The 22,490-nt window shown below is 28.9% G+C and carries 23 protein-coding genes; 17 read left to right on the top strand and 6 right to left on the bottom strand.

The window, feature by feature from the left end:
* The first annotated feature begins 25 nt into the window (after window positions 1-25).
* The 13 genes from PHEL85_RS11515 to PHEL85_RS11455 all read left to right on the top strand — a co-directional run bounded on the left by PHEL85_RS11515 (window position 26) and on the right by PHEL85_RS11455 (window position 13,520).
* A complete protein-coding gene (locus PHEL85_RS11515; protein WP_036825137.1) occupies window positions 26-895 on the top strand; it encodes a DUF58 domain-containing protein in 870 nt (289 codons plus the stop codon).
* 182 nt (window positions 896-1,077) lie between these two features.
* Window positions 1,078-1,986 carry a hypothetical protein gene (locus PHEL85_RS11510; RefSeq protein WP_036826289.1) on the top strand — a complete coding sequence of 303 codons (909 nt, stop codon included), beginning with the start codon at window positions 1,078-1,080 and terminating at the stop codon, window positions 1,984-1,986.
* Window positions 1,973-2,977, top strand: a complete 1,005-nt coding sequence (locus PHEL85_RS11505) for a vWA domain-containing protein (protein WP_036826286.1) — start codon at window positions 1,973-1,975, stop codon at window positions 2,975-2,977. Before PHEL85_RS11510 ends, PHEL85_RS11505 begins: the two co-directional genes overlap by 14 nt.
* Before the next feature lie 11 nt (window positions 2,978-2,988).
* The gene (locus tag PHEL85_RS11500) at window positions 2,989-4,035 is read left to right on the top strand and encodes a VWA domain-containing protein (protein WP_200882352.1); all 1,047 of its coding nucleotides are present in this window, start codon (window positions 2,989-2,991) and stop codon (window positions 4,033-4,035) included.
* Window positions 4,013-4,855 carry a tetratricopeptide repeat protein gene (locus tag PHEL85_RS11495; RefSeq protein WP_235318271.1) on the top strand — a complete coding sequence of 281 codons (843 nt, stop codon included), beginning with the start codon at window positions 4,013-4,015 and terminating at the stop codon, window positions 4,853-4,855. The genes PHEL85_RS11500 and PHEL85_RS11495 overlap by 23 nt, the downstream gene beginning before the upstream one ends.
* A gap of 19 nt (window positions 4,856-4,874) precedes the next feature.
* The gene (locus tag PHEL85_RS11490; protein ID WP_235318270.1) at window positions 4,875-6,656 is read left to right on the top strand and encodes a BatD family protein; all 1,782 of its coding nucleotides are present in this window, start codon (window positions 4,875-4,877) and stop codon (window positions 6,654-6,656) included.
* A gap of 11 nt (window positions 6,657-6,667) precedes the next feature.
* A complete protein-coding gene (locus PHEL85_RS11485; RefSeq protein ID WP_036825136.1) occupies window positions 6,668-7,426 on the top strand; it encodes a tetratricopeptide repeat protein in 759 nt (252 codons plus the stop codon).
* Between the two features lie 64 nt (window positions 7,427-7,490).
* Complete coding sequence (locus PHEL85_RS11480) at window positions 7,491-7,802, top strand: hypothetical protein (protein ID WP_036825134.1); 312 nt, start codon at window positions 7,491-7,493, stop codon at window positions 7,800-7,802.
* 81 nt (window positions 7,803-7,883) lie between these two features.
* Window positions 7,884-9,476, top strand: coding sequence for a SulP family inorganic anion transporter (locus tag PHEL85_RS11475; protein ID WP_036825133.1), 1,593 nt, complete (start codon window positions 7,884-7,886; stop codon window positions 9,474-9,476).
* Window positions 9,477-9,480: 4 nt separating this feature from the next.
* Entirely contained in the window at window positions 9,481-10,272 is a 792-nt protein-coding gene (locus PHEL85_RS11470) for a universal stress protein (RefSeq protein ID WP_235318269.1), read from the top strand.
* 7 nt (window positions 10,273-10,279) lie between these two features.
* A complete protein-coding gene (locus PHEL85_RS11465) occupies window positions 10,280-10,906 on the top strand; it encodes a carbonic anhydrase family protein (RefSeq protein ID WP_036825132.1) in 627 nt (208 codons plus the stop codon).
* 103 nt (window positions 10,907-11,009) lie between these two features.
* Window positions 11,010-12,872, top strand: coding sequence for a SulP family inorganic anion transporter (locus PHEL85_RS11460; protein WP_036825130.1), 1,863 nt, complete (start codon window positions 11,010-11,012; stop codon window positions 12,870-12,872).
* A 12-nt stretch (window positions 12,873-12,884) separates the two neighbouring features.
* Window positions 12,885-13,520, top strand: a complete 636-nt coding sequence (locus PHEL85_RS11455; protein WP_036825128.1) for a carbonic anhydrase family protein — start codon at window positions 12,885-12,887, stop codon at window positions 13,518-13,520.
* Window positions 13,521-13,584: 64 nt separating this feature from the next.
* Here PHEL85_RS11455 and PHEL85_RS11450 read toward each other — a convergent pair whose 3' ends face one another.
* Together PHEL85_RS11450 and PHEL85_RS11445 are read right to left on the bottom strand one after the other, a co-directional pair.
* Window positions 13,585-13,962 (bottom strand): hypothetical protein, encoded by a 378-nt coding sequence (locus PHEL85_RS11450; RefSeq protein WP_052108550.1) that lies wholly within the window; start codon window positions 13,960-13,962, stop codon window positions 13,585-13,587.
* A gap of 46 nt (window positions 13,963-14,008) precedes the next feature.
* Window positions 14,009-14,524 carry a CvpA family protein gene (locus PHEL85_RS11445; RefSeq protein WP_036825127.1) on the bottom strand — a complete coding sequence of 172 codons (516 nt, stop codon included), beginning with the start codon at window positions 14,522-14,524 and terminating at the stop codon, window positions 14,009-14,011.
* An 84-nt stretch (window positions 14,525-14,608) separates the two neighbouring features.
* Here PHEL85_RS11445 and PHEL85_RS11440 point away from each other — a divergent pair, with 84 nt between their 5' ends.
* Window positions 14,609-14,959, top strand: coding sequence for a hypothetical protein (locus PHEL85_RS11440; RefSeq protein ID WP_036825126.1), 351 nt, complete (start codon window positions 14,609-14,611; stop codon window positions 14,957-14,959).
* On the opposite strand, the gene PHEL85_RS11435 is transcribed toward PHEL85_RS11440, so the two are convergent.
* On the bottom strand, window positions 14,956-15,750 hold the full coding sequence (locus tag PHEL85_RS11435; protein ID WP_036825124.1) for an SDR family oxidoreductase: 795 nt from the start codon (window positions 15,748-15,750) through the stop codon (window positions 14,956-14,958). The two genes, PHEL85_RS11440 and PHEL85_RS11435, sit on opposite strands and share 4 nt — an antisense overlap.
* 106 nt (window positions 15,751-15,856) lie before the next feature.
* Between PHEL85_RS11435 and PHEL85_RS11430 the strand changes: the two genes are divergently transcribed.
* Both PHEL85_RS11430 and PHEL85_RS11425 read left to right on the top strand, forming a co-directional pair.
* Window positions 15,857-17,218 (top strand): TlpA family protein disulfide reductase, encoded by a 1,362-nt coding sequence (locus PHEL85_RS11430; protein ID WP_036825122.1) that lies wholly within the window; start codon window positions 15,857-15,859, stop codon window positions 17,216-17,218.
* On the top strand, window positions 17,218-17,709 hold the full coding sequence (locus PHEL85_RS11425) for a TlpA family protein disulfide reductase (RefSeq protein ID WP_036825120.1): 492 nt from the start codon (window positions 17,218-17,220) through the stop codon (window positions 17,707-17,709). The genes PHEL85_RS11430 and PHEL85_RS11425 overlap by 1 nt, the downstream gene beginning before the upstream one ends.
* Before the next feature lie 3 nt (window positions 17,710-17,712).
* On the opposite strand, the gene PHEL85_RS11420 is transcribed toward PHEL85_RS11425, so the two are convergent.
* The 3 genes from PHEL85_RS11420 to PHEL85_RS11410 all read right to left on the bottom strand — a co-directional run bounded on the left by PHEL85_RS11420 (window position 17,713) and on the right by PHEL85_RS11410 (window position 20,140).
* Complete coding sequence (locus tag PHEL85_RS11420) at window positions 17,713-18,615, bottom strand: DMT family transporter (protein ID WP_036825119.1); 903 nt, start codon at window positions 18,613-18,615, stop codon at window positions 17,713-17,715.
* A gap of 147 nt (window positions 18,616-18,762) precedes the next feature.
* Window positions 18,763-19,122 carry a YraN family protein gene (locus PHEL85_RS11415; protein ID WP_036825118.1) on the bottom strand — a complete coding sequence of 120 codons (360 nt, stop codon included), beginning with the start codon at window positions 19,120-19,122 and terminating at the stop codon, window positions 18,763-18,765.
* Window positions 19,123-19,126: 4 nt separating this feature from the next.
* A complete protein-coding gene (locus tag PHEL85_RS11410) occupies window positions 19,127-20,140 on the bottom strand; it encodes an LD-carboxypeptidase (protein ID WP_410477247.1) in 1,014 nt (337 codons plus the stop codon).
* A 135-nt stretch (window positions 20,141-20,275) separates the two neighbouring features.
* Here PHEL85_RS11410 and metG point away from each other — a divergent pair, with 135 nt between their 5' ends.
* Window positions 20,276-22,330 carry a methionine--tRNA ligase gene (gene metG, locus PHEL85_RS11405; protein ID WP_036825115.1) on the top strand — a complete coding sequence of 685 codons (2,055 nt, stop codon included), beginning with the start codon at window positions 20,276-20,278 and terminating at the stop codon, window positions 22,328-22,330.
* The last annotated feature ends 160 nt before the right edge of the window (window positions 22,331-22,490 follow it).

Raw genomic sequence — 22,490 nt, 5'->3', positions numbered from 1 at the left:
AAAACTGCAACTGCAAACTGAAATAATGCAAACAAAAGAAATACTAAAAAAAGTTCGTAAAATAGAGATTAAGACACGTCGTTTGTCTGATCATATTTTTGGAGGTGAATATCATTCATCATTCAAAGGACGTGGTATGACTTTTTCTGAAGTAAGACAATACCAATTTGGAGATGATGTAAGAGCCATTGATTGGAATGTTACAGCACGTTATAACGAACCTTATATAAAAGTTTTTGAGGAAGAACGTGAATTAACAATGATGCTTTTGGTAGATGTTTCTGGATCTGAATTATTTGGAACATCAACTCAATTTAAAAAAGAAACAGTTACAGAAATTGCTGCAACATTGGCATTTTCTGCAACCCAAAATAACGATAAAGTTGGTTTAATTTTATTTTCTGATGATATAGAACTTTTTATTCCTCCTAAAAAAGGAAAAAGTCACGTTTTAAGAATCATAAGAGAATTAATAGAGTTTAAACCAAAAAGTAAAAAAACTAATATTGCTGCTGCTTTAAAATTTTTATCTAGTGTAATGAAGAAAAAAGCAATTGTTTTTATGTTGTCTGATTTTATGGATGATGATTATGAAAAAACATTAAAAATTGCAGCAAAAAAACACGACTTAACAGGTATTAGAGTTTATGATAAGCATGATGAAGAAATTCCTAATTTAGGAATGGTGCCCATGTTAGATTCAGAAACTGGCAATGTTCAGCTTATAAATACATCAGCAAAATCTGTTAGAACAAGTTACAAAGCAAATGCTTTACGTTTGTCTGATTACTATGTGAACATGTTTAAAAGAAGTGGCGCAGGTACTATTAATACAAGAGTTGATGAAAGTTACGTAAAAAAATTATTGGGTTATTTTAAACATAAAGGAAGATAAAAAAAGCCCATCTTAGTCTTCCCGAAGGGAAGAAACACTCGGATGCAATCTTTGTGAAATATGAAGACAAATAAAAAGTGAATTTTAAGTTGATAAAAAACAATACATATAAAACGGTGAAAAAAAGTGATAAAAAATCACAAGCCAAGTGCTTTCTTTCCTTCGGAAAAAGAGTTAGAGAGATAGGCTTCTTGTTTTTGTTTGTTTCCTCATTGGCTTTTGCACAGCAAACACCAATGGTTAAAGCAGAAATTGATACCACCAACATTAGAATTGGTGAGCAATTCAATTTAAAAATTTCTGTTGATGAAACTCAGAATGTAATTCTACCGAAACTACAATTAAAAGGATTAGAAATAGTTGATTCAACAAAAACAGATACCGTAAAAAAATCATTAATCAGAAAATACATTTTAACAGGTTTTGATAGTGGCGCATTTTATATTCCACAGCAACAAATTTTTGTAAAGAATCAAGCTTTCTTAACAGATTCATTATTGGTAAATGTAGCTACAATTGCTATTGACACAACAAAAGTGAAGAAGTTTCCTATTAAATCTATTAAAAGTGAACCTCTTACTTTTGATGATTTTAAAATCTACATTTACATACTTTTAGCTGCTTTAGCAATTATTGGTTTCTGGATTTATTGGTTTGTCATCAGAAAACGAAAAGAAGAAGAGGAAGAACCAACCTACAGAGCTTTACCTCCTTTCGAAGAAGCCATTTTTAGACTGAATGAATTAGACGAAAAATTATTGTGGCAAAACAATAAAGTTAAAGAATATTATTCTGAATTAACTGAAATTGTTCGTGGTTATATTGAGCGCGAATTACATGTTCCTGCATTAGAAAAAACAACTGATGAAGTTTTAGATATGCTAAAAGACTTTAAAAATGCAGAAACGATTCAAACATCAGAAGACACTATTAAAAAATTAAAAGACTTATTACAAGAAGCTGATTTGGTAAAATTTGCAAAATCGAAACCTTTGGCTTTAGAAATAGAAGAAGATAGAAAAGACGCGCAAGACATTGTGAGTAATTTAAAACCTAAACCAATTATTGAAGAAAATGATGAATTGGAGTAATTTTGAATTTCATAATCCTGAGTTTTTATGGCTACTAATAATCATTCCGTTATTAGCTATTTGGCATTTCTTTATGCGCAAAAAAGATGCAGCAGTTTTAACAATGCCAAGTGTAAAAGGTTTTAAAACAGATTCGCTTTTATCTAAACTTAAACCGCTCTTATACCTATTAAGATTGTTAGCATTAGCAGCAATTATTGTGGCTTTAGCAAGACCCAGAAACGTTTCTGTTAGTAAAAAAACAAAAACAAACAGAGGTATAGATATTGTTATGGCAATTGATGTTTCTGCAAGTATGTTGGCCAGAGATTTAAAACCAAACAGATTAGAAGCGCTTAAAAAAGTTGCTGTAGATTTTGTTGATAGAAGACCAAATGATAGAATAGGAATTGTAGTTTATGCTGGAGAAAGTTTTACCCAAACACCAATTACTAGTGATAAAGGAATTGTAAAACGTACTATTTCTGAATTGAAATGGGGACAATTAGAAGGAGGAACTGCTATAGGAATGGGTTTAGGTTCTGCTGTAAACAGGTTAAAAGAAAGTAACGCAAAAAGTAAAGTGATTATTCTTTTAACTGATGGTGTAAATAATTCTGGAAACATAGACCCAAGAACTGCAACTGAATTAGCCAAAGAGTTAAAAATTAAAACCTATACCATTGGAATTGGAACTAATGGAATGGCAGATTTTCCTTGGAGTAGAGATCCAAGAACAGGAAAATTACAATTTAGAAAACAGCAAGTAGAGATTGATGAAAAATTGTTGGAAGAAATAGCTGCAGAAACAGAAGGAAAATATTTTAGAGCTACAGATAATACATCATTAAAAGAAATTTATGATGAAATTGACAAGCTAGAAAAAACAAAAATAGAAGAGTTTAAATACTATAATTATCAAGAAAAATATAGAATTTTTGTCTTTTTAGGATTAGGGTTTTTGTTGCTAGAATTTATTTTAAGAAATACATTATTTAAATCTTTCATTTAAACAATTACACAATGTATAAGATTGAAGAACCAATTTATTTTTCGCTATTAATAATCATTCCTGCAATGGTTGTTATTTTCTTGTTGGTTTTATGGTGGAAAAAAAGAACGCAAAAGAAGTTTTCTGATTTAAATTTATTAAAAAGATTAGCGCCAAATTCATCAATATTTAAATCTGTTTTAAAGTTGATCATCTTACTTTTAGGAATCACTTTTTTAATAATTTCTTTGGTAAACCCTAAAATGGGAACCAAACTAAAAACAGTAAAAAGAGAAGGTGTAGATATTGTTTTTGCTTTAGATGTTTCTAAAAGTATGTTGGCAGAAGATATTGCTCCAAACAGATTAGAAAAAGCAAAACAAATTATCTCTAAAACTATTGATAAATTAGGTTCAGATAGAGTAGGAATTATTATTTACGCAGGTAATTCGTATCCACTTTTACCAATAACAACAGATCATGCAGCTGCAAATATGTTTTTGCAAAATGCAAATCCAGATATGGTTTCTAGCCAAGGAACAGATATTAATGGTGCTTTAGAATTAGCAAAAACGTATTATAATAATGATGAGCAAACAAACCGTTTCTTAATCATTATTTCTGATGGAGAAGATCATCAAGAAGAAACAAAACAAGTAGCTCAAACCTTAACAAAAGAAGGTGTAAAAATTTACACAGTTGGTGTTGGTACAGAAAATGGCGGTCCTATTCCTATGCGTTTAAATGGCTCTATGATTGGCTATAAAAAAGACAGAAAAGGAGAAACCGTAATTACCAAACGTAAACCTGAAGTTCTACAAGGAATTGCAGATGCTGCTGATGGAAAATATATTGATGGTAATATTACAGAAAAACCTGTAAAAGTACTTGCAGAAATTATTGCAAATGCAGAAAAAAATGAATTCGAAACAAAACAGTTTTCAGATTATAAAGACCAATTTCAATGGTTTGTTGCAATTGGATTGTTATTCTTAATTATTGATATTTTCTTATTTGAAAAGAAAACAAAATGGTTAACAAAAGTTGATTTGTTTAATGAAGAAAAAACAAAAAAATAACATGAAGAATTTACAATACATTTTTATCATTTTCTTGATGCTATTTTCATCCAAAGAAATTATAGCTCAAAAAGATTCTATTGCATTACAACGTAAAGCGAGAAAATTATTACGCCAAGGAAATGAATTATATAGTAAAAAACAATATACAGATGCATCTGTTGCGTATCAAAAATCATTAGCAAATAATACTAAATACGATAAAGCAACTTATAATTTAGGAAATGCTTTGTATCAGAATAAAAATTTTAAAGAAGCTGTTCCTCAATTTGAATTAACAGCAGAAACTGCAAAAGATAAATTTACAAAGGCAGAAGCTTATCATAATATTGGTAATGCTATGATGGAGCAAAAGCAATATCAGCCAGCTGTAGATGCTTATAAAAACTCGTTAAGAAACAATCCTAGTGATGATGAAACTCGTTATAATTTAGCAGTTGCTCAAAAATTATTAGACAAAGAAAATCAAGACAAAAAAGACGATAAAAAAGATAATAAGGACAACAAAGACAAAGATAAAAAGGATAAAGACGATAAGAACAAAGACAAAAATAAGGATAAGAAAGACGGCGACGATAAAGACAAAAAGGACGACAAAGATAAAGATGGTGAAGGAGATAAAGACAAGGATAAAAATAAGGATCCTAAAAAGGACGAGAATAAAGACAAGCAAAAACCAAAACCTCAACAAGGGAAAATGACTCCACAACAAATTAAGCAATTGTTAGAAAGTTTAAATAATGAAGAGAAAAAAACCCAAAAGAAAATGAATGCTAAAAAAGCGAAAGGGAAAAAAGTAAAACAAGAAAAAGATTGGTAGATTCGCTATCTCATAGAAAATGAAAATAAAGTTGAAATTTTATATAACACTATTTATTAGCTTACTTACACTTAATGTTGCTGCACAAGAAGCAACTTTAACAGCTAAAGTGAGTAAAAACAAATTGGGTTTAAATCAACGTTTAAGAATTGAATTCTCAATAAATAAGCAAGGTGGAGATGACTTTTCTCCTCCTAAATTCAGTAATTTTAAAGTAGTTGGTGGTCCAAGTCAATCTGTAAGTCAATCCATGGTTATGACATCTAATGGAAGACAAATGACATTCTCTCAATCTTACACATACATCATTCAACCAAAAAGAAAAGGAGAATTAACTATTGGAGCTGCAAGTATTAAAATTGCAGGAAAAGCTTTAAAATCTAATCCGATAAAAATTATTGTTTTAGATGCTGTAGAATTGCCAAAAGACCCTAATGACCCTAATTATGTTGCACAACAAAACATACATTTAGTTGCCGAAATATCTAAATCTAGACCTTATGTAGGTGAAGGGATTTATGTAGAATATAGATTATATGTTAGTGAAAACATTAATGTTTATGACACTGGTGTTACTGAAGCTCCACAATATAATGGCTTTTGGAATCAGAATATTAAAATAAATGGTTTCCCTGTAAAAATGGGAAAATATAATGGTGAAGATTATAGATATATTGTACTTCAAAAAGCTTTATTAATTCCCACAAAAACAGGTAAACTAACCATTGATCCAATGAAAATGGATATCGTAATTGGAGTTCCTACAGGAAGAGCTGACTTTTTTGGAAATGTAATTACAAGAAATATTAAAAAAGAATTTGCATCAGCTAAAAAAGTAGTCAGTCCTAAAAGTCTTCCTTTAGAAGGGAAACCAGCTAACTTTAATGGTGCAGTTGGTGATTTAAAATTTGATGTTTCACTAAGCAAAGAAATTCTAAAAGCAAATGAAAGTTCTCAAATTAAAGTTGCCGTTTCTGGTAAAGGAAACCTAAAATTGTTTGAATTACCAGAAGTTACAACTCCAGTTGAATTAGAAAAATATCAACCAGAAAGAAAAGAGAAGGTTAGGGTAAATTCGAGTGGGATTTCTGGTTCAGTTTCAGATTTGTACACAGTAGTTCCACAATATAAAGGAAAGTATAAAATACCTAACGTTTCGTTTTCTTATTTTAATCCTAAAGAAGAAAAATACCACACAATTACTACAGAAGATTTTTTTGTAGATGTTTTAGAAGGAAAAGAATTAAAACCAGTTGTAGACACAAATGCTGTTCAAAAACAAGATATTGTTTCTACAGGAAAAAACTTTAGGTATATACAAACCAAAAGCAGTTTAGAATTTGTAAATACTGATGATTTCTTTAAATCTAACTTGTTTTATATTCTGTTATTATTACCACTTATTGCAGTTCCAATTGGTATTTTTATTGCTAAAAAGAATGAAGAAAGAAGTAATGATATTATAGGAAACAAACTAAGAAAAGCAAATAAACTAGCTAAGAAATATTTATCTGAAGCCCAAAAACAACTAGGTAAAAAAGAAGCTTTTTATGAAGCATTAGAGCGTGCTTTACACAATTACTTAAAAGCAAAGTTAGGTATTGAAACTGCAGATATTAGTAAAGAAAAAATTACTGAAATTTTAGAACATAAAAATATTGAAACAACAACAATTCATCAATTTATTGAAGTTTTAAAACATTCTGATATGGCTCGTTATTCTCAAATTACAAATACAGAAATGGAAGCCGAATTTGAAAGAGCAAAACAAGTTATTGTTCAATTAGACAAACAATTATAAGAATTATAAAAATGAAAAAAATATTTTTTTTATTATTGATAATTGCCAACTCAGTTACTGCGCAAAATGTAGATAGCTTGTTTGTTTCTGCAAATAATTTATACAAAGAAAGTAAATTTGTAGAAGCTATTGAAGAATATAAAAAAGTAGAAGCTCAAGATTTAGTTTCATCAGAATTATACTATAATTTAGGAAATTCCTACTATAAACTTAATAAAGTTGGACCTTCAATTTACTATTATGAAAAAGCTTTAAAATTAAATCCTTTAAATGAAGATGTAAAAAACAACCTTGTTTTTGCAAAACGTTTAGCTCTAGATAATATTGAAGAGTTGCCACAAACTGTTCTTCAAAAATTCAATAACAATTATTTACAGAAACTGTCTTATAATCAATGGGCAATAGTAGTTGTTGTCTTTTCAATATTAGGAAGTTTACTTTTTTTATTGTTTTATTTTGCAGAAATTCCGTCTAAAAAACGATTCTACTTTGTAACAAGTATTGTTAGTTTTATATTCTTATTTAGTTCGTTATTTATAACTTATAATCAATTTAATACCTCTAAAAAAAATAAAGAAGCTATTGTTTTTGCTGAGAAAACCGAAGTTAGAAATGCGCCTACTTTAAACTCTGAAGAAGTATTTACCTTACATGAAGGAACAAAAGTTTTTGTTTTGGATGCAGTAGATAATTGGAAAAAAATAAAAATTGCTGACGGTAAATTAGGTTGGATTATTGCTGATGAAATAAAACTGTTAAACAATTTTTAATTTTTATTTAACAAATATTTTAAAAACCTTTCTTATTTTCGCATGAATTAAAAAAAAATATTCATTGAGAGTTAGAATTGCACTATTTTTTACCTTACTATTTTCAGTATTATTAATTACTCCTGCAGTAATTAGTTTTGTTGATGATAACCAGGATATAGCATTTCTATTAGAGATTAATGAAGAAGAAGAACACAAAGGAAAAGAAGGGAAAGAATCTGCTAAAGATTTAGAAATTAAAATTCACCCAACTGAAAATTCTAAGGATTTTGTGCATAATGGAATTCAAAAAAGGAAAAATGTAAGTTTTTTATCTAAAAATTACACTTCTCAATACCCAAAAATCACTACTCCTCCACCAGAATTTTTGTCATAACATTTCGTTAATTAAGACAAAATCAATCATTTTTTAAATTTCAAACATCTCTAAAAAAATTAGAGATAAAAACTTTTATATATGTTTAAATACATTAAAAACGATTTACCTGCAAGTATTGTAGTGTTTTTCGTAGCATTACCTCTTTGTTTAGGAATTGCTTTAGCAAGTGGGGCTCCTCTTTTTTCTGGTTTAATTGCAGGAATTATTGGTGGTACGGTAGTAGGTTCTTTAAGTGGCTCTAAAATTGGAGTTAGTGGACCAGCAGCAGGTTTAGCTGCAATAGTTTTAACAGCAATTGGTACATTAGGTGGGTATGAAAACTTTTTAGTAGCAGTTGTTTTAGGGGGTATCATACAATTAATCTTTGGCTTTTTAAAAGCAGGTGTTATTGGGTATTATTTTCCTTCTTCTGTTATAAAAGGAATGTTAACAGGAATTGGAATTATAATTATCTTAAAACAAATTCCACATTTTTTTGGGTATGATTCAGACCCAGAAGGAGATTTTGCATTCTTTCAAGTAGATGGGGAAAATACTTTTTCAGAAATTTTTAAATCTATAAATAATATTAGTTTAGGTTCTACAATAATTGGTTTAATAGGACTAGGAATCTTAATTCTTTGGGGTAATGTTTTATCTAAAAAAGGAAAAATATTTAATATAGTTCAAGGACCTCTTGTTGCTGTTGTAGCAGGTATTGTTTATTATTTTGTAACAGGTTCAGGATCAAAATTTGGTATTAGTGCTTCACATTTAGTAAGTGTTCCTGTTCCGGATAATTTAGACTCTTTTTTAGGCCAGTTTAGTTTTCCTAACTTTAGTGCTATAACAAATTCAGAAGTTTGGGTTGTAGGGTTTACAATTGCTTTAGTAGCAAGTTTAGAAACTTTATTATGTGTAGAAGCAACAGATAAATTAGATCCACATAAAAACGTAACACCAACAAATAGAGAGTTATTGGCACAAGGAACAGGTAATATTCTTTCTGGTTTGGTAGGAGGATTACCAATTACACAAGTAATTGTACGAAGTTCTGCAAATATACAATCTGGAGGAAGAACAAAAATGTCTGCCATCATTCATGGTTTATTATTATTGATCTCTGTAATTTTAATTCCTACTTTATTAAATAAAATTCCACTTTCAGTTTTAGCTGCAATTTTATTAATTGTAGGATATAAATTAGCTAAACCAGCACTTTTTAAACAAATGTATAAACTAGGATGGAAACAATTTATCCCTTTTACTGTAACAGTTTTTGGTATTGTTTTTACAGATTTATTAGTTGGTATTGGTTTAGGTCTTTCTGTTGGTATTGTTGTTATTCTTTTAAAGAGTTATCAAAACTCTCATTTTCTTCATATTGAAGATAAAAGTAATGGAAAACACAAAATAAAAATGACACTTGCGGAAGAAGTAACTTTCTTTAATAAAGGAGCCATTTTAAAAGAATTAGATAGCTTACCAATAGACACTTTTTTAGAAATAGATTTAATCAAAACAAGATATTTAGATAACGATATTATTGAAATTCTTGAAGATTTCTTATTTAAAGCAAAAGAAAGAAATATTGACATTAAGCTAATTTCTAAACGTGGTATTGTAGAAAACCCTGAAAGTTTTATTCATTTTTTTAATGAAAGACCAAAATCTAATTTAAGTTTAAGCTAAAGCCATGGAGATATCAAATAAACATAAAATTCTAGTACTTGCTGATTTAAATGAGTTTACAAGTAATACAATAAAAAGCAGTGTAAGTTTAGCAAAGATAGTAGATGCAGACATCAACTTTTTCTATGTAAAAAAACCAACAGAAGTTGTGAAAAAAGAAAGTCAATTATCTGCAATGAGAACTATAAATAAAGAATATTTATCAATTGATAAAAAAATTAAAAATATAATAAATCCTATTTCTAATAATTACAATGTTACTATAAATCACACTTTCGCTATTGGAAATTTAAAAAACGAAATAGATAAATTTATAGATGAAAAAAAGCCAGATATTATTGTATTAGGCAAAAGAAAAACAAAAATATTAAACTTTATAGGTGATAATATTACGCAATTTATTCTTAAAAAACATAAAGGAACTATTGTGATTTCGGATGAAAATAATCCTTTAGAACCCAATAAAGATCTTTCTCTAGGCGTGTTTAATTATACAAAATCAAAAAACATATTTTCAGAAAACATTATAAATTCTACAGAAAAACCATTAACGTCTTTTACAATATCTGGTAGTTCTAGTAACTTAAAAGAAGAAACGCCTTTAAAAGACACAAAAATAGTTGAATACGTTTTTGAAAAAGGCGATAATGTTCTTAAAAATATTTCTAATTATTTATCAAAAAGTGATGTCAATTTACTTTTTGTAAATAGAGAAAATAATGATTCAACATCATTAAAGCCAAATATTAAAAACGTAATTAATAACATTAATTGCTCACTTATTTTAACAAATTAAAAAAATTATGAAAGCACATACTAAAGAAACACAAGCTACAATGACGCCTCAAAAAGCGTTAGATTTTTTACAAGAAGGAAACGTAAGGTTTCAAAATAATTTAAAAGCAAATAGAAATCTTTTAGAACAAGTTAACGATACAAGTGATGGACAATTTCCATTTGCAACTATTTTAAGCTGTATAGATTCTAGAGTTTCTGCAGAGCTAGTTTTTGACCAAGGTTTAGGAGATATTTTTAGTGTAAGAATTGCTGGAAATTTTGTGAATGAAGATATTTTAGGAAGCATGGAGTTTGCATGTAAATTAGCTGGTACAAAAGTAATTGTAGTTTTAGGCCATACAGCTTGTGGTGCTATAAAAGGTGCTTGTGATGATGCTAAACTTGGTAATTTAACTGCTTTAATCAGTAAAATAAAACCTGCTGTAGAAGCAGTTACAGAACCAACAGATGCTAGTTTAAGAAATTCTAGTAATATTGATTTTGTAAACAAAGTTTCAGATAAGAATGTTCTTATGACAATTGATAATATTCGTAATCAAAGTCCAGTTTTAAAAGAAATGGAAGATGCAGGAGAAATAAAAATAGTTGGAGCCATGTACAATATTAATGATGGTTCTGTAACTTTTTATTAACTTATCTTTAAATGATTTTCAAAAAGCCAATCTGTAAAAGGGTTGGCTTTTTAAATAATTAGTGTTAAATTGTAGATTTATCAATAAAAACTTTTAAAAAGTTATGAAAAATTTATTCTCAAACATAAAAGGCGATGCTTTTGGTGGAATTACAGCTGGTATTGTTGCTTTACCACTAGCCTTAGCTTTTGGAGTTTCTTCTGGTTTAGGTCCTGCTGCTGGACTTTATGGAGCAATTTTTATTAGTTTTTTTGCTGCTCTTTTTGGGGGAACAAGTACACAAATTTCTGGTCCAACAGCACCAATGACTGCTGTAAGTATGGTTGTAATTGCTGGTATAATTGCTGCAAATGATGGAGATGTTACAAAAGCACTACCTGCCATTCTAATTGTATTCTTGTTAGCTGGTTTATTTCAAATTGGACTTGGAATTCTAGGACTTGGAAAATATATTAGATATATTCCTTACCCAGTTGTATCTGGTTTTATGACTGCAATTGGTGTTATTATATTATTAACTCAAGTTTTACCTTCTTTAGGCTATTACCCAAAAGAAGATGTAGAATTTGTAACTCAATTTAAAGCGCAAGCAGAAGAAGTAATTCTAGAAAATATATTAAAAGAAGAAGCAGGACAAGGAATTTTAGTTTTAGAAAACTTTAAAGAAACTATTTCAAGAGCAGAACTCATTACCCCAGACACCATAAATAAAGAAGCACAAACGCTGGCGGCAAAAGAAGCTTCTGGTGCACTAGGTGCAATAAAAGCATTTCCTAGAGCATTACAAAACATTAATTGGATAGAGCTGTTATTAGCCCTTGGAACTATTGTTATAATTTACGGATTTAAAAAAATTACAACCAAAGTTCCAAGTACATTAGTTGCATTAATTGTAGTGTCTGGAATTGCAGTTGCTTTTAATATAGACTATAGAACTATCCAAGAAATTCCTGGGGTCATACCATCTATTAAATGGGAGATTTTTACTGGATTTTCTTTAGGTAATATTACTCCTTATATATTTTCTGCTTTAACACTAGCGCTTTTAGGAGCTATTGATTCTCTTTTAACAAGTGTTGTTGCAGATAACATGACCAAAACCAAACACAAACCAAATAAAGAATTGGTAGGACAAGGAATTGGAAATAGTATAGCAGCATTATTTGGAGGAATTCCTGGTGCAGGTGCAACAATTAGAACTGTTGTAAATATAAACGCCGGAGGAAAAACAAAGCTTTCTGGAATGATTGCAGGAATAATGTTATTGATAATCATGCTTGGTTTAGGACCTGTAGCTTCTAAAATTCCTGCTGCAGTTTTAGCGGGTATTTTAATTACAGTTGGTATTGGTGTAATGGATTATAAAGGATTAAAAGCAATTCCTTATTTACCAAAAGACTTAAAACTAGGACCATTAAAATTAAGTTCTGAAGTGTTAATTATGGTGATAGTTTTATTGCTATCAACCTTCTGGAACTTAGTATATGCTGTTGGTATAGGAATGGTAATTGCCTCTTTAATGTTTATGAAAAAAATTGGTGATTTAACCGCGGAAAGATCGGATGTTAAGTCTTTAAAAGAAGAAGCTTGGTCAGATGAAAAAGGTTTCCCAGTAAACCTAAAAGAAGAAGTGTTTATTAAACATATTAAAGGCCCTTTATTCTTTGGTTCTACTAGTGATTTTCAAGCACTCTCTCTTCAAATACCAGTAACAGCTAAAACAGTAATTATGCGTTTGGGAAGAATGCAATATATGGATCAATCTGGACTATATGCAATGGAAGATATGTTGCAAGATTTAAAGAAAAAAAACATTGAAGTGTTGTTTGTTAATTTACTTAAACAACCAAGATATATGATGGAAAGAATTGATATCATTCCAGATTTTATTCCAACTGAACACATTTTCAAATCTTTTGATGAATGTACTAACTGGGTAAAACAAAACGTAAAAGACACAATTTAAAATAAAAATATTATGCCACATAGAAATAAAGCAATAACAAAAGAAGCACAAGATCAATTAACACCAATGAAAGTGTTACAAGATTTTATTGAAGGTAATGCACGATTTATAAGAGACGAAGTACACACAATAGATCATAAAGCATTAATATCTCAAACAACAGATAGTCAACATCCAAAAGCAATTGTACTATCTTGTATAGACTCTAGGGTTCCTGTAGAATTAATTTTTGATCAAACTATTGGAGACGTTTTTGTTGCTAGAGTTGCTGGTAACTTTGAAAATACAGATATTTTAGGAAGTATGGAATATTCTTGTAAAGTTGCAGGAAGTAAACTAGTTTTAGTTTTAGGACATGAAAGTTGTGGAGCAATTAAAGCTGCTTGTGATCATGTAGAACTTGGAAACATTACTTCGCTACTAAATAACATACAACCCGCAGTGAAATTATCTGAAAGTCAAATAAAAGGAAAACACAACTCTTCTAATAATGAGTTTGTTAATAAAACAATTGAAAACAATGTTAGTTTAACAATTAATAGAATTAGAGAAAAAAGCCCTATTCTTAAAGAAATGGAAGAAAATGGTGAAATTAAAATTGTTGGTGGAGTTTACCACATTAGTAGCGGAAAAGTAGAGTTATTATAACAATAAAGCTTTATAAACAAAAAACCCAAGACAATGTCTTGGGTTTTTTGTTTATAATCTAAATTTACCTTTTTATTTTAGTAAGTCTTCCTTCCCAAGATTTTCCTCCTAGAGAAGATGTATAATATATTTTTTTACCTTTAACCTTATTCACTACAATATGCATTTTTGTGCCCATTTTAAAAGGGAAATTAGGTAATGTTGTTTCTTTTATTATTAAATAATACTCACAATCGTTCACCCATTCTATATCAGATTTAATATAAAACTCTTTATTATTATGGTACTCAGCGTGTTTAGCTTCCTCAAAAACAACTAAAACATCCTTTCCAGCGTTTCTATAAGTAAAGCTATTGTTCTTCAAAATAGAACAGTCTTTCGAAGTAAAAGACATTAGCAGCATTAAGCTAAATAACATTAAAAGTCTGTACATTTTTCTCATTATAGATGTTTTTAATGGTGGCAATTTACAAAATTGCAACTAAATTTTAAATATTTTCTAAAAGGGGTTTTTCCCGTTTCTCTTCTTTTATTATGGAGGGGAAAATTGTAGGGGCAATTTTTTTAACGGGGCTATATAAAATAGATTTTTCTAATGTTTCCTTTTCTATGAAAGGTATTGTGTCATTCATTTTTCCGAAGAAAATAAAAACCACACTTAATATTAATCCTATTTTTAAAGCTCCAAATATACCACCTAATATCTTATTTATAATTCCTAGAGAAGCAAAATCTGCAATTTTTGTTAATGCTTTTCCCAGAAGTGCAATTACAACTATAATTATTACAAAAGTAATTGCAAAAGATGCTAAAGAGATGTATTCTGGTTTCCAAGATACATATTCTTTTAGAAAATTGGAAACAAAATACGAAAAATGAATAGCTCCATATACTCCACCGATTAAAGCAACTAAAGAAGCAACTTCTACAAACAACCCTTTTATCAACCCTCTAACAAACCCAAATAGTAATAAAGCAGCTATAATAATATCAAATATATTCATGAAATTAATTTTATCAAACCTACATATTTTTTTTCACAATTTAAAAATGTCAGTTGTATCTTTACATTTTTAAAATCAAGTAATATGCCAAAAATAATCACCCTAAAAGAAAAATGGGATTTGTTAGTTAGCAAATTAACCAATCAATTTGCAGAAGGAGATGAATTAAATATGGATGGAATTATCTATTTAATTGGTGTGCAAGAACTTGGACAAAGTCATAGAGAATTTAAGAAAGACGAAAAAGTAAACTTAATGCATATAGCAATTTGTAAATTGCTAGAACCTTATGGTTATTATGAATTTGACTTTTTTGATAATGATAGCTGGCCACACTACAAAATACTTACTGAGTTACCCAACTTAAAACCAGGAGAACAAACTGTATTAATGAAAGAAGCTATTATTAACTATTTTGAAATATTAAAATATTAGGTTACGCTCAACTTTCTTATCATTATAGATAATAATTTTGGGTAAAAACGTTTTACAAAAACAGCTAACTTTTCTTTTACTCCAGAAATATAAACTTCTTCTTTTTTATTTTTAATTGCTTTTGCCATTAATTTTGCAAAACGATCTGGCTGAATACCATTTTCTGTAGCAACATCCATTTTACCTTGTGAAGATCCATCACCAGTTAATGCATTTAATGAAACGTTGGTATTTACAAAACCAGGACAAACTAAAGTTACTGCAATATTGTTTTTATGATTCTCTGCTCTTAAGCTATCAAAAAAACCATGTAAAGCATGTTTACTTGCTGCGTAAGAAGAACGTAAAGGTGTACCTATTTTACCCACAATACTTGTTGTTACAACAAATTGCCCACTTTTGCTGTTAATAAAATGAGGCAATATTGCTTTAGATAAAGCTACAGTTCCTAAATAATTAATATCCATTATGCGTTTATCTACAGAAATTTGCGTGTCTTTTACTAAAGATCGCTGGCTAATTCCACCATTATTTACTAAAACATCAACTTTACCAAAACAAGCAATAGCTTCATCTACCTTTGGTTGTAAATTAGTATAATCTTCTAAATCTAAAGTGATTATTTTTATTTGAGATGAATTTTTACATTCATTTTTCACCAATTCTAAATCTGCTTTTTTTCTTGATGACAAAATTAATGTTGCATTTTGATGAGATAACTCAATAGCTAAGGCTTTTCCTATACCAGAAGAAGCGCCAGTTATCCAAACAACTTTATTATTAAAACTCATTAATTTGTTTTTTATGTTACAATATACTTTTTTTAATACAGAAATAGTATTTTTGGTATACTTCTTGAAAATAGTTTAGCAAGAACAAAAAACCAACTTTACAAAGATGAAAAAAATACTAGCATTTATATTCTTAATTTCTTCATTTGCACAAGCACAATATACTATTAATGGAACCATGTCTCCAACAATAGAAAGTGATTGGGTTATTTTATATAAAATAGAAGGCGCAAGACAAATGTTTGTTAAAAACTCAAAAATTAAAATAGATACTATTACTATTCAAGGAAAAAAACAGCCTATTGGAAGTTTTAGTTTTACACTTCCTAAAAATACAAAAGTAGGAGCTTATAGGGCTACATATAGCTTAGAAGGCGCAGGTTTTATAGATTTTCTCTTTAATAACGAAGATGTACATTTTAGTTTTCATCCCAAATATCCTAACCAATCTGTTAATTTTTCAGCTTCTAAAGAAAATATCATTTATAAAAACTATATAGATGCTATTGCCATGGCACAACAAAAATTAGATTCTATACAAGTTGCTGCTATCCAGAATACTAATTTAAATTTAAAAAATAAATACAAAACGGCATTAAAGAAGATAAATAGTATTCAAAAAGATTATTTAGAAGCATCAAAAGGAATGTATGTACAACCTTTTATAACAGCTTCATTAAGAAATAGTCCTTCAGAAATTATAGAAACTCCACAAAAATATATGACTAATATGGTTGATACCTTCTTTGATAGAATGGATTTCAATAATAAAACCCTTCTAAATTCTTCTTTTTTGGTAGATAGAATTACAGATTATGTTTTTTACATTAATCATTCTGATGATGCAACTACACAACAAAAATTATATAAAGAGTCTATAACTAAAGTATTAGCTAAAATTGAAGATATTCCTTTTAAAAAGGATGTTATTGAGTTTTTTGTAGCACAATTTGAAAATTCTAAAAATTTAGAGTTAATCGATTTTTTATTAAAAAAATATAATGAGTTACCAGATGGGTTTATAAACGAAGCTTTTATAAATGATAAACTTGCTCTTTTTGCTGCTGAAATTGGCAGAATTGCCCCAGATTTTTCTTGGAAGGAAGGAACAAAAAATTTCAAATTATCTGAATTAAAAGATGCTGAAAACTATATTTTAGTTTTTTGGAGCACAACTTGTTCTCATTGTTTAAGAGAAATACCAGAATTACATAGTTATACAAAAGAAAACTCTGATGTTAAGGTAATTGCTTTTTCTTTAGAAAAGGATGCCTTTGCTTGGAAAAACTATAAACAGAATTTATACGGATGGCACAATGTTTTAGGTCTTAATAAATGGGAAAACAAAACTGCCAGAACTTATAACATACACTCTACACCAAGTTATTTTATTCTAGATGCCAATAAAAAAATTATAGCAAAACCCGAAGAATTGAAAGATGTAAAAGGTTTTTTTGAACAGAAATAATGATAAAAAACGTATTTATTCTTTTAGCCTTTTTTATAAACTTTTCTCTAGTAAGTCAGCAAAATCTTAAAGTTAATACCAATATTCCAGATTTTAAATTGTGGCTTACAGATGGCACTAAATTAACGCAAGAAGATATAAAAGAGAAAGTTGTTGTTTTTAAATTTTGGTTTACTTCTTGTATGCCTTGTTTGGTTGATATTCCTAAATTAAATAACCTTGTAAAAGAATTTGATAAAAGAGACGATATTCTTTTTATTGCTCCTGCTTTAGATAGGAAACCCATAATAGAAAAGTTATTGAAAGTACATCCTTTTAACTTTAAGATAGCTTATTCTGCAATGGATGTTAGCCAGAAATTCAACTTAAAGCAAGTCTATCCATCGTATTTTATTATCGATAAAAAAGGCAAAATATCTTATATTGATAGTGGTAATAAAAAATCTGAATTTAAAGATTTAAGAAATGCACTAATAAAGACTTTAAAGTAATATTTATTTTTTCTTTGCCTGCACTAAAGATGAAGAAACAATACCAATAATTACCAAAGCTGCTCCAAAAAATTGTAATAAAGTTAATTTTTCATTTAAGAAAAAAGATGCTAGCACAATTGTAGAAATGGGTCCAACACCAGCAACAATTGCAAAATTAGATGAGCTAATTATTTTTATAGAAGCACTTACTAAAAAAGACGGAATTACAGTAGCAAAAACTGCAATTAACAATCCAAAGCCATAAACCTGCCAAGGCAAATTAAACAAATCTGTTTTGCCAATAATACTAAAATGTATAAACACACAGATACAAGAAACTAACATTGCATAAGCTGTAAATTTTACAACTCCAAACTTAGGAATTAACCAACCACTTCCTACCAAATAAGAAGCATAAGTAATTGCACTTATAAGCACAAAAAAGGCTCCCAAATAGACATTATTTCCAGAAATATCAACTTCATCAGAAAAAGCAATTACAATTCCTAAATAAGACAAAATAATTGCAAACCATTGAATTTTTGTAATTGGCAGTTTAAAAAACAGTCTATTTAAAATTATTACAACTGTTGGATATACAAATAAAATAATACGTTCTAAACTAGCTTTTATATAAATTAAACCAACAAAATCGAAAAAACTAGCTAAGTAATAACCTACCAAACCAAAAAACACCACCCAAACAAAATCTTTTTTTGTAGTTATTATTTCTTGCTTTTCTTTTCTGTATAAATACGCAATAACAACATAAAAAGGAAAAGAAAATAACATTCTTAACAACAACATAGTAATTGCATCTACTTTGTATGTATAAGCAAGTTTTACCATTACTGCCTTAGAAGAAAATAGTACAATTCCTAAAACTCCTAAAAACACTCCAAACCAAAACCTTTTTACTACCATAAAACCAAAGTAGAATTTATTTTTGTTCTATTATGCTTTATATATATTTGATTACGACGTTCAAAAAAAGTAAATATGCTGTTAATTATGAGAAACTACTTTACTTAAATAAATCCTGTACAAGCAAGTATAGAATAACAAAACTTATTAAAAATGCAGAAAAGCATCTTCTAAATGCTCTATTTTTGTTTGGTTCTTTTGATGGATAATGGCAATAATATCAAATCTTACTTCTACATCCAAATCTTTCTCAACAACGTAATAATCTATCGCTAATAGTAAAAGTTTTATTTTCTTCGGATTTACAAATTCCTCTGGATTTCCAAAATAATCGGTACTTCTTGTTTTTACTTCAACAACAGCTAAAACATCTTTCTTTTGTGCAATAATATCTACTTCCGCTTTTAAATAACGATAGTTTTTTTCAAGAATTTTATAATCATTTTTAACTAAAAAATTGATTGCTAATTGCTCTCCTTTTTTACCAAGTTCATTATGATCTGCCATTTTTTTAGTCTTTAGTAAAATCTACTAAACAATTTTCCATATCAATTTCTAACTCAATATTTCTTCCAAAAATTAATGCTCTATTATCTGCTTCATGTCCTGCAGGAAAATCAAATAAAACAGGAATATTTTCTGGAACAACATCTAAAATTAATTGCTCAATAGAACTTCCCCATTTTGTAGAATTCTTTTTTATAGAAGACATATTACCAACAATAACTGCTTTTACTTTTGTAAAATATCCTGCACGTTTTAAACTTTGCAACATTCTGTCTATCGAATATTTATATTCGCCTATTTCTTCAATAAATAATATTTTATTCTCTGTGTTCATCTGACTTTCTGAACCTAACATAGAAGTTAAAATTGCCAAATTGCCACCAATAAGTTGCCCTTGAATTCCTGCAGTAGAAAGTGAAAAATTTGAATCTCTAGTATATTCAGATAATGAAACTGAATATGACATTTCTTCACCAAAAAGTGCTTTTTTAAATGATGAAATTGTTTCAATAATTTCTTCAGGATTTTCTTCTAAACTTGTTGCCATCATTGCATGTATAGTTTCTATACCTAAATTATGAATGTGATTGTGAAAAGCAGTAATATCTGAATAACCAATTATCCATTTTGGGTTTTCTTTAAATCTTGTAAAATCTAATTTATCTAAAATCCTCACAGAACCATAACCACCTCTTGCAGACCAAATTGCTTTTATATTTTTATTATCTAAAGCATCTTGAAAATCTTCACAACGTTGATTATCTGTACCCGAAAAATGATTATTTTGATTCAATAAATGCTGACCTAAAACGACTTTTAAACCCCAGCTTTCTGCTAAGTTTTTGGCTTTTTCAATGGTAGCTTCTCTGTTTTTTAGAATTCCTGCAGGTGCAACAATAGCAATTGTATCTCCTTTTTGTAAATAAGGTGGTGTTATTAATTTATCTGATTTTTCTTGTGCAATTATTGATGAAAAGGTCATCAATAAAAACGTTATAAATACAGTAATTTTCTTCAAAATGGTTCTTTTTTATATTTTCTTTTAGCCTAAAAGTAATTTCAATGTAAATGTATCAAATTTCCATCGTTATTAAAACTCCCTTTTTTGTACTTTTGTCACGCAAAAATCAAACCATAAAATTAAGAGAAACTCATGAGTGCTCCAAAAAGATATACAATTACAGCAGCTTTACCTTATACAAATGGTCCAATTCATATTGGTCATTTAGCAGGCGTTTACGTTCCTGCAGATATTTATGCGCGTTATTTACGTTTAACTGGTAATGATGTTGCTTATATTTCTGGTTCTGATGAACATGGTGCTGCCATACCAATGAGAGCAAAAAAAGAAGGAGTTTCTCCGCAAGTTATTATCGATAAATATCATGGAATCATTAAAAAATCTTTTAAAGATTTTGGAATTTCCTTTGATAATTATTCGAGAACTTCATCAGAAATTCATCATAAAACAGCTTCAGATTTTTTTACAAAGATGTATAATGATGGTGAGTTTGTAGAAGAAGTTTCAGCACAATTATATGATGAAGAGGCAAATCAGTTTCTAGCAGATAGATTTGTTGTAGGAACTTGCCCAAAATGTGGGTTTGAAGAAAGTTATGGAGATCAATGTGAAAACTGTGGAACAAGCCATAATGCAACAGATTTAATAAACCCAAAATCTGCTATTACAGGAAATACACCAACAATAAAAGAAACTAAACACTGGTTTTTACCTTTAGACAAACACGAAGCTTTTTTACGCGAGTGGATTTTAGAAGGTCATAAAAAAGACTGGAAACCTAATGTTTACGGACAAGTAAAAAGTTGGGTAGAAGATGGTTTAAGACCAAGAGCTGTAACTAGAGATTTAGATTGGGGAATTCCTGTTCCTTTAAAAGGTGCCGAAGGAAAAGTTTTATATGTTTGGTTTGATGCGCCAATTGGTTACATTTCATCAACCAAAGAATGGGCAGAAAGAGAAGGTAAAAACTGGGAAGATTATTGGAAAAAAGATGATACTAAATTGGTTCATTTTATAGGGAAAGACAATATTGTTTTTCACTGTATTATTTTTCCTGCGATGTTAAAAGCACATGGAGATTATATTTTACCAGATAATGTACCAGCAAATGAATTCTTAAATTTAGAAGGGAATAAATTATCGACTTCTAAAAATTGGGCAGTTTGGTTGCATGAGTATTTAGAAGAATTTCCAAATCAACAAGATGTTTTACGTTATACATTAACAGCAAACGCGCCAGAAAGTAAAGACAACGATTTTACTTGGAAAGATTTTCAAGCAAAAAACAACAACGAATTGGTTGCTATTTTTGGTAATTTTATCAACAGGGTTGTGGTTTTAACTAACAAATATTATTCAGGAATTATACCTGAGCCAAATGATTTTACAGAAGTAGATGAAGATGTTTTAGCTGCTGTTAAAGAGTTTCCGAATATTATTGGTAAATCTATTGAAAGATACAGATTTAGAGAAGCTAGCCAAGAATTAATGAATTTAGCAAGACTTGGAAACAAGTATTTAGCAGATGAAGAACCTTGGAAAGTGATAAAAGTAGATGCAGAACGTGTAAAAACAATTATGTATGTTGCTTTGCAGATTTCTGCAGCTTTAGCAGTTGTTTCTGAACCGTTTTTACCATTTACATCAAAAAAATTAAAAGGTATTTTAAACCTTGATGAAAATTTATCATGGGAAAACGTAACTGAACAAGATGTTTTAATTCCTGCTAATCATCAAATAAATAAAGCTGAATTGTTGTTTTCTAAAATTGAAGACAAAACAATTGAGCTTCAATTAGAAAAATTAGCAGCAACAAAAATTGCCAACGAGCAAGAAAATAAAGTAGTAGAACCACAAAAAGAAACGATTGAATTTGATGATTTTACCAAACTAGATATTAGAATTGGTACTATTTTAGAAGCAGAGAAAGTTGCAAAAACTAAAAAACTTTTAAAACTAAAAGTTGATGTTGGTATCGACACAAGAACTATTGTTTCTGGAATTGCAGAAAGCTTTTCACCAGAAGATATTATTGGTCAGCAAGTTTCTGTTTTGGTAAACTTAGCACCAAGAAAAATTAGAGGTGTAGAAAGCCAAGGAATGATTTTAATGACAGATACTCCTGATGGAAAATTAGCTTTTGTAGAACCTACAAAAGAAGTTAAAAACGGACAACAAGTGAGTTAGATTACCTACTGTTCTAATCAGCAAAAAAATTACCATTTTAAATTTTACTATTCATCGACACTTACCTGTAAATAATAGACTCCCAATTGTATCTGAGCAATTAATAAAATTTTGCTTTAATAAACCTTGTAATTTAGCAACATGTTAGCGTTATTCCCTA

The organism is Polaribacter sp. Hel1_85, from assembly GCF_000766795.1.
Classification (GTDB): domain Bacteria; phylum Bacteroidota; class Bacteroidia; order Flavobacteriales; family Flavobacteriaceae; genus Polaribacter.
This window is presented reverse-complemented; position numbering and strand designations above follow the sequence as displayed.

What these genes read in the sequence shown, in the direction of transcription:
- PHEL85_RS11515 (WP_036825137.1), top strand. Translation starts at nt 26, where the DNA reads ATGCAAACAAAAGAAATACTAAAAAAAGTTCGTAAAATAGAGATTAAG.
- PHEL85_RS11505 (WP_036826286.1), top strand. Translation starts at nt 1,973, where the DNA reads ATGAATTGGAGTAATTTTGAATTTCATAATCCTGAGTTTTTATGGCTA.
- PHEL85_RS11500 (WP_200882352.1), top strand. Translation starts at nt 2,989, where the DNA reads ATGTATAAGATTGAAGAACCAATTTATTTTTCGCTATTAATAATCATT.
- PHEL85_RS11495 (WP_235318271.1), top strand. Translation starts at nt 4,013, where the DNA reads ATGAAGAAAAAACAAAAAAATAACATGAAGAATTTACAATACATTTTT.
- PHEL85_RS11490 (WP_235318270.1), top strand. Translation starts at nt 4,875, where the DNA reads ATGAAAATAAAGTTGAAATTTTATATAACACTATTTATTAGCTTACTT.
- PHEL85_RS11485 (WP_036825136.1), top strand. Translation starts at nt 6,668, where the DNA reads ATGAAAAAAATATTTTTTTTATTATTGATAATTGCCAACTCAGTTACT.
- PHEL85_RS11475 (WP_036825133.1), top strand. Translation starts at nt 7,884, where the DNA reads ATGTTTAAATACATTAAAAACGATTTACCTGCAAGTATTGTAGTGTTT.
- PHEL85_RS11470 (WP_235318269.1), top strand. Translation starts at nt 9,481, where the DNA reads ATGGAGATATCAAATAAACATAAAATTCTAGTACTTGCTGATTTAAAT.
- PHEL85_RS11465 (WP_036825132.1), top strand. Translation starts at nt 10,280, where the DNA reads ATGAAAGCACATACTAAAGAAACACAAGCTACAATGACGCCTCAAAAA.
- PHEL85_RS11460 (WP_036825130.1), top strand. Translation starts at nt 11,010, where the DNA reads ATGAAAAATTTATTCTCAAACATAAAAGGCGATGCTTTTGGTGGAATT.
- PHEL85_RS11455 (WP_036825128.1), top strand. Translation starts at nt 12,885, where the DNA reads ATGCCACATAGAAATAAAGCAATAACAAAAGAAGCACAAGATCAATTA.
- PHEL85_RS11450 (WP_052108550.1), bottom strand. Translation starts at nt 13,962, where the DNA reads ATGAGAAAAATGTACAGACTTTTAATGTTATTTAGCTTAATGCTGCTA.
- PHEL85_RS11445 (WP_036825127.1), bottom strand. Translation starts at nt 14,524, where the DNA reads ATGAATATATTTGATATTATTATAGCTGCTTTATTACTATTTGGGTTT.
- PHEL85_RS11440 (WP_036825126.1), top strand. Translation starts at nt 14,609, where the DNA reads ATGCCAAAAATAATCACCCTAAAAGAAAAATGGGATTTGTTAGTTAGC.
- PHEL85_RS11435 (WP_036825124.1), bottom strand. Translation starts at nt 15,750, where the DNA reads ATGAGTTTTAATAATAAAGTTGTTTGGATAACTGGCGCTTCTTCTGGT.
- PHEL85_RS11430 (WP_036825122.1), top strand. Translation starts at nt 15,857, where the DNA reads ATGAAAAAAATACTAGCATTTATATTCTTAATTTCTTCATTTGCACAA.
- PHEL85_RS11425 (WP_036825120.1), top strand. Translation starts at nt 17,218, where the DNA reads ATGATAAAAAACGTATTTATTCTTTTAGCCTTTTTTATAAACTTTTCT.
- PHEL85_RS11420 (WP_036825119.1), bottom strand. Translation starts at nt 18,615, where the DNA reads ATGGTAGTAAAAAGGTTTTGGTTTGGAGTGTTTTTAGGAGTTTTAGGA.
- PHEL85_RS11415 (WP_036825118.1), bottom strand. Translation starts at nt 19,122, where the DNA reads ATGGCAGATCATAATGAACTTGGTAAAAAAGGAGAGCAATTAGCAATC.
- metG (WP_036825115.1), top strand. Translation starts at nt 20,276, where the DNA reads ATGAGTGCTCCAAAAAGATATACAATTACAGCAGCTTTACCTTATACA.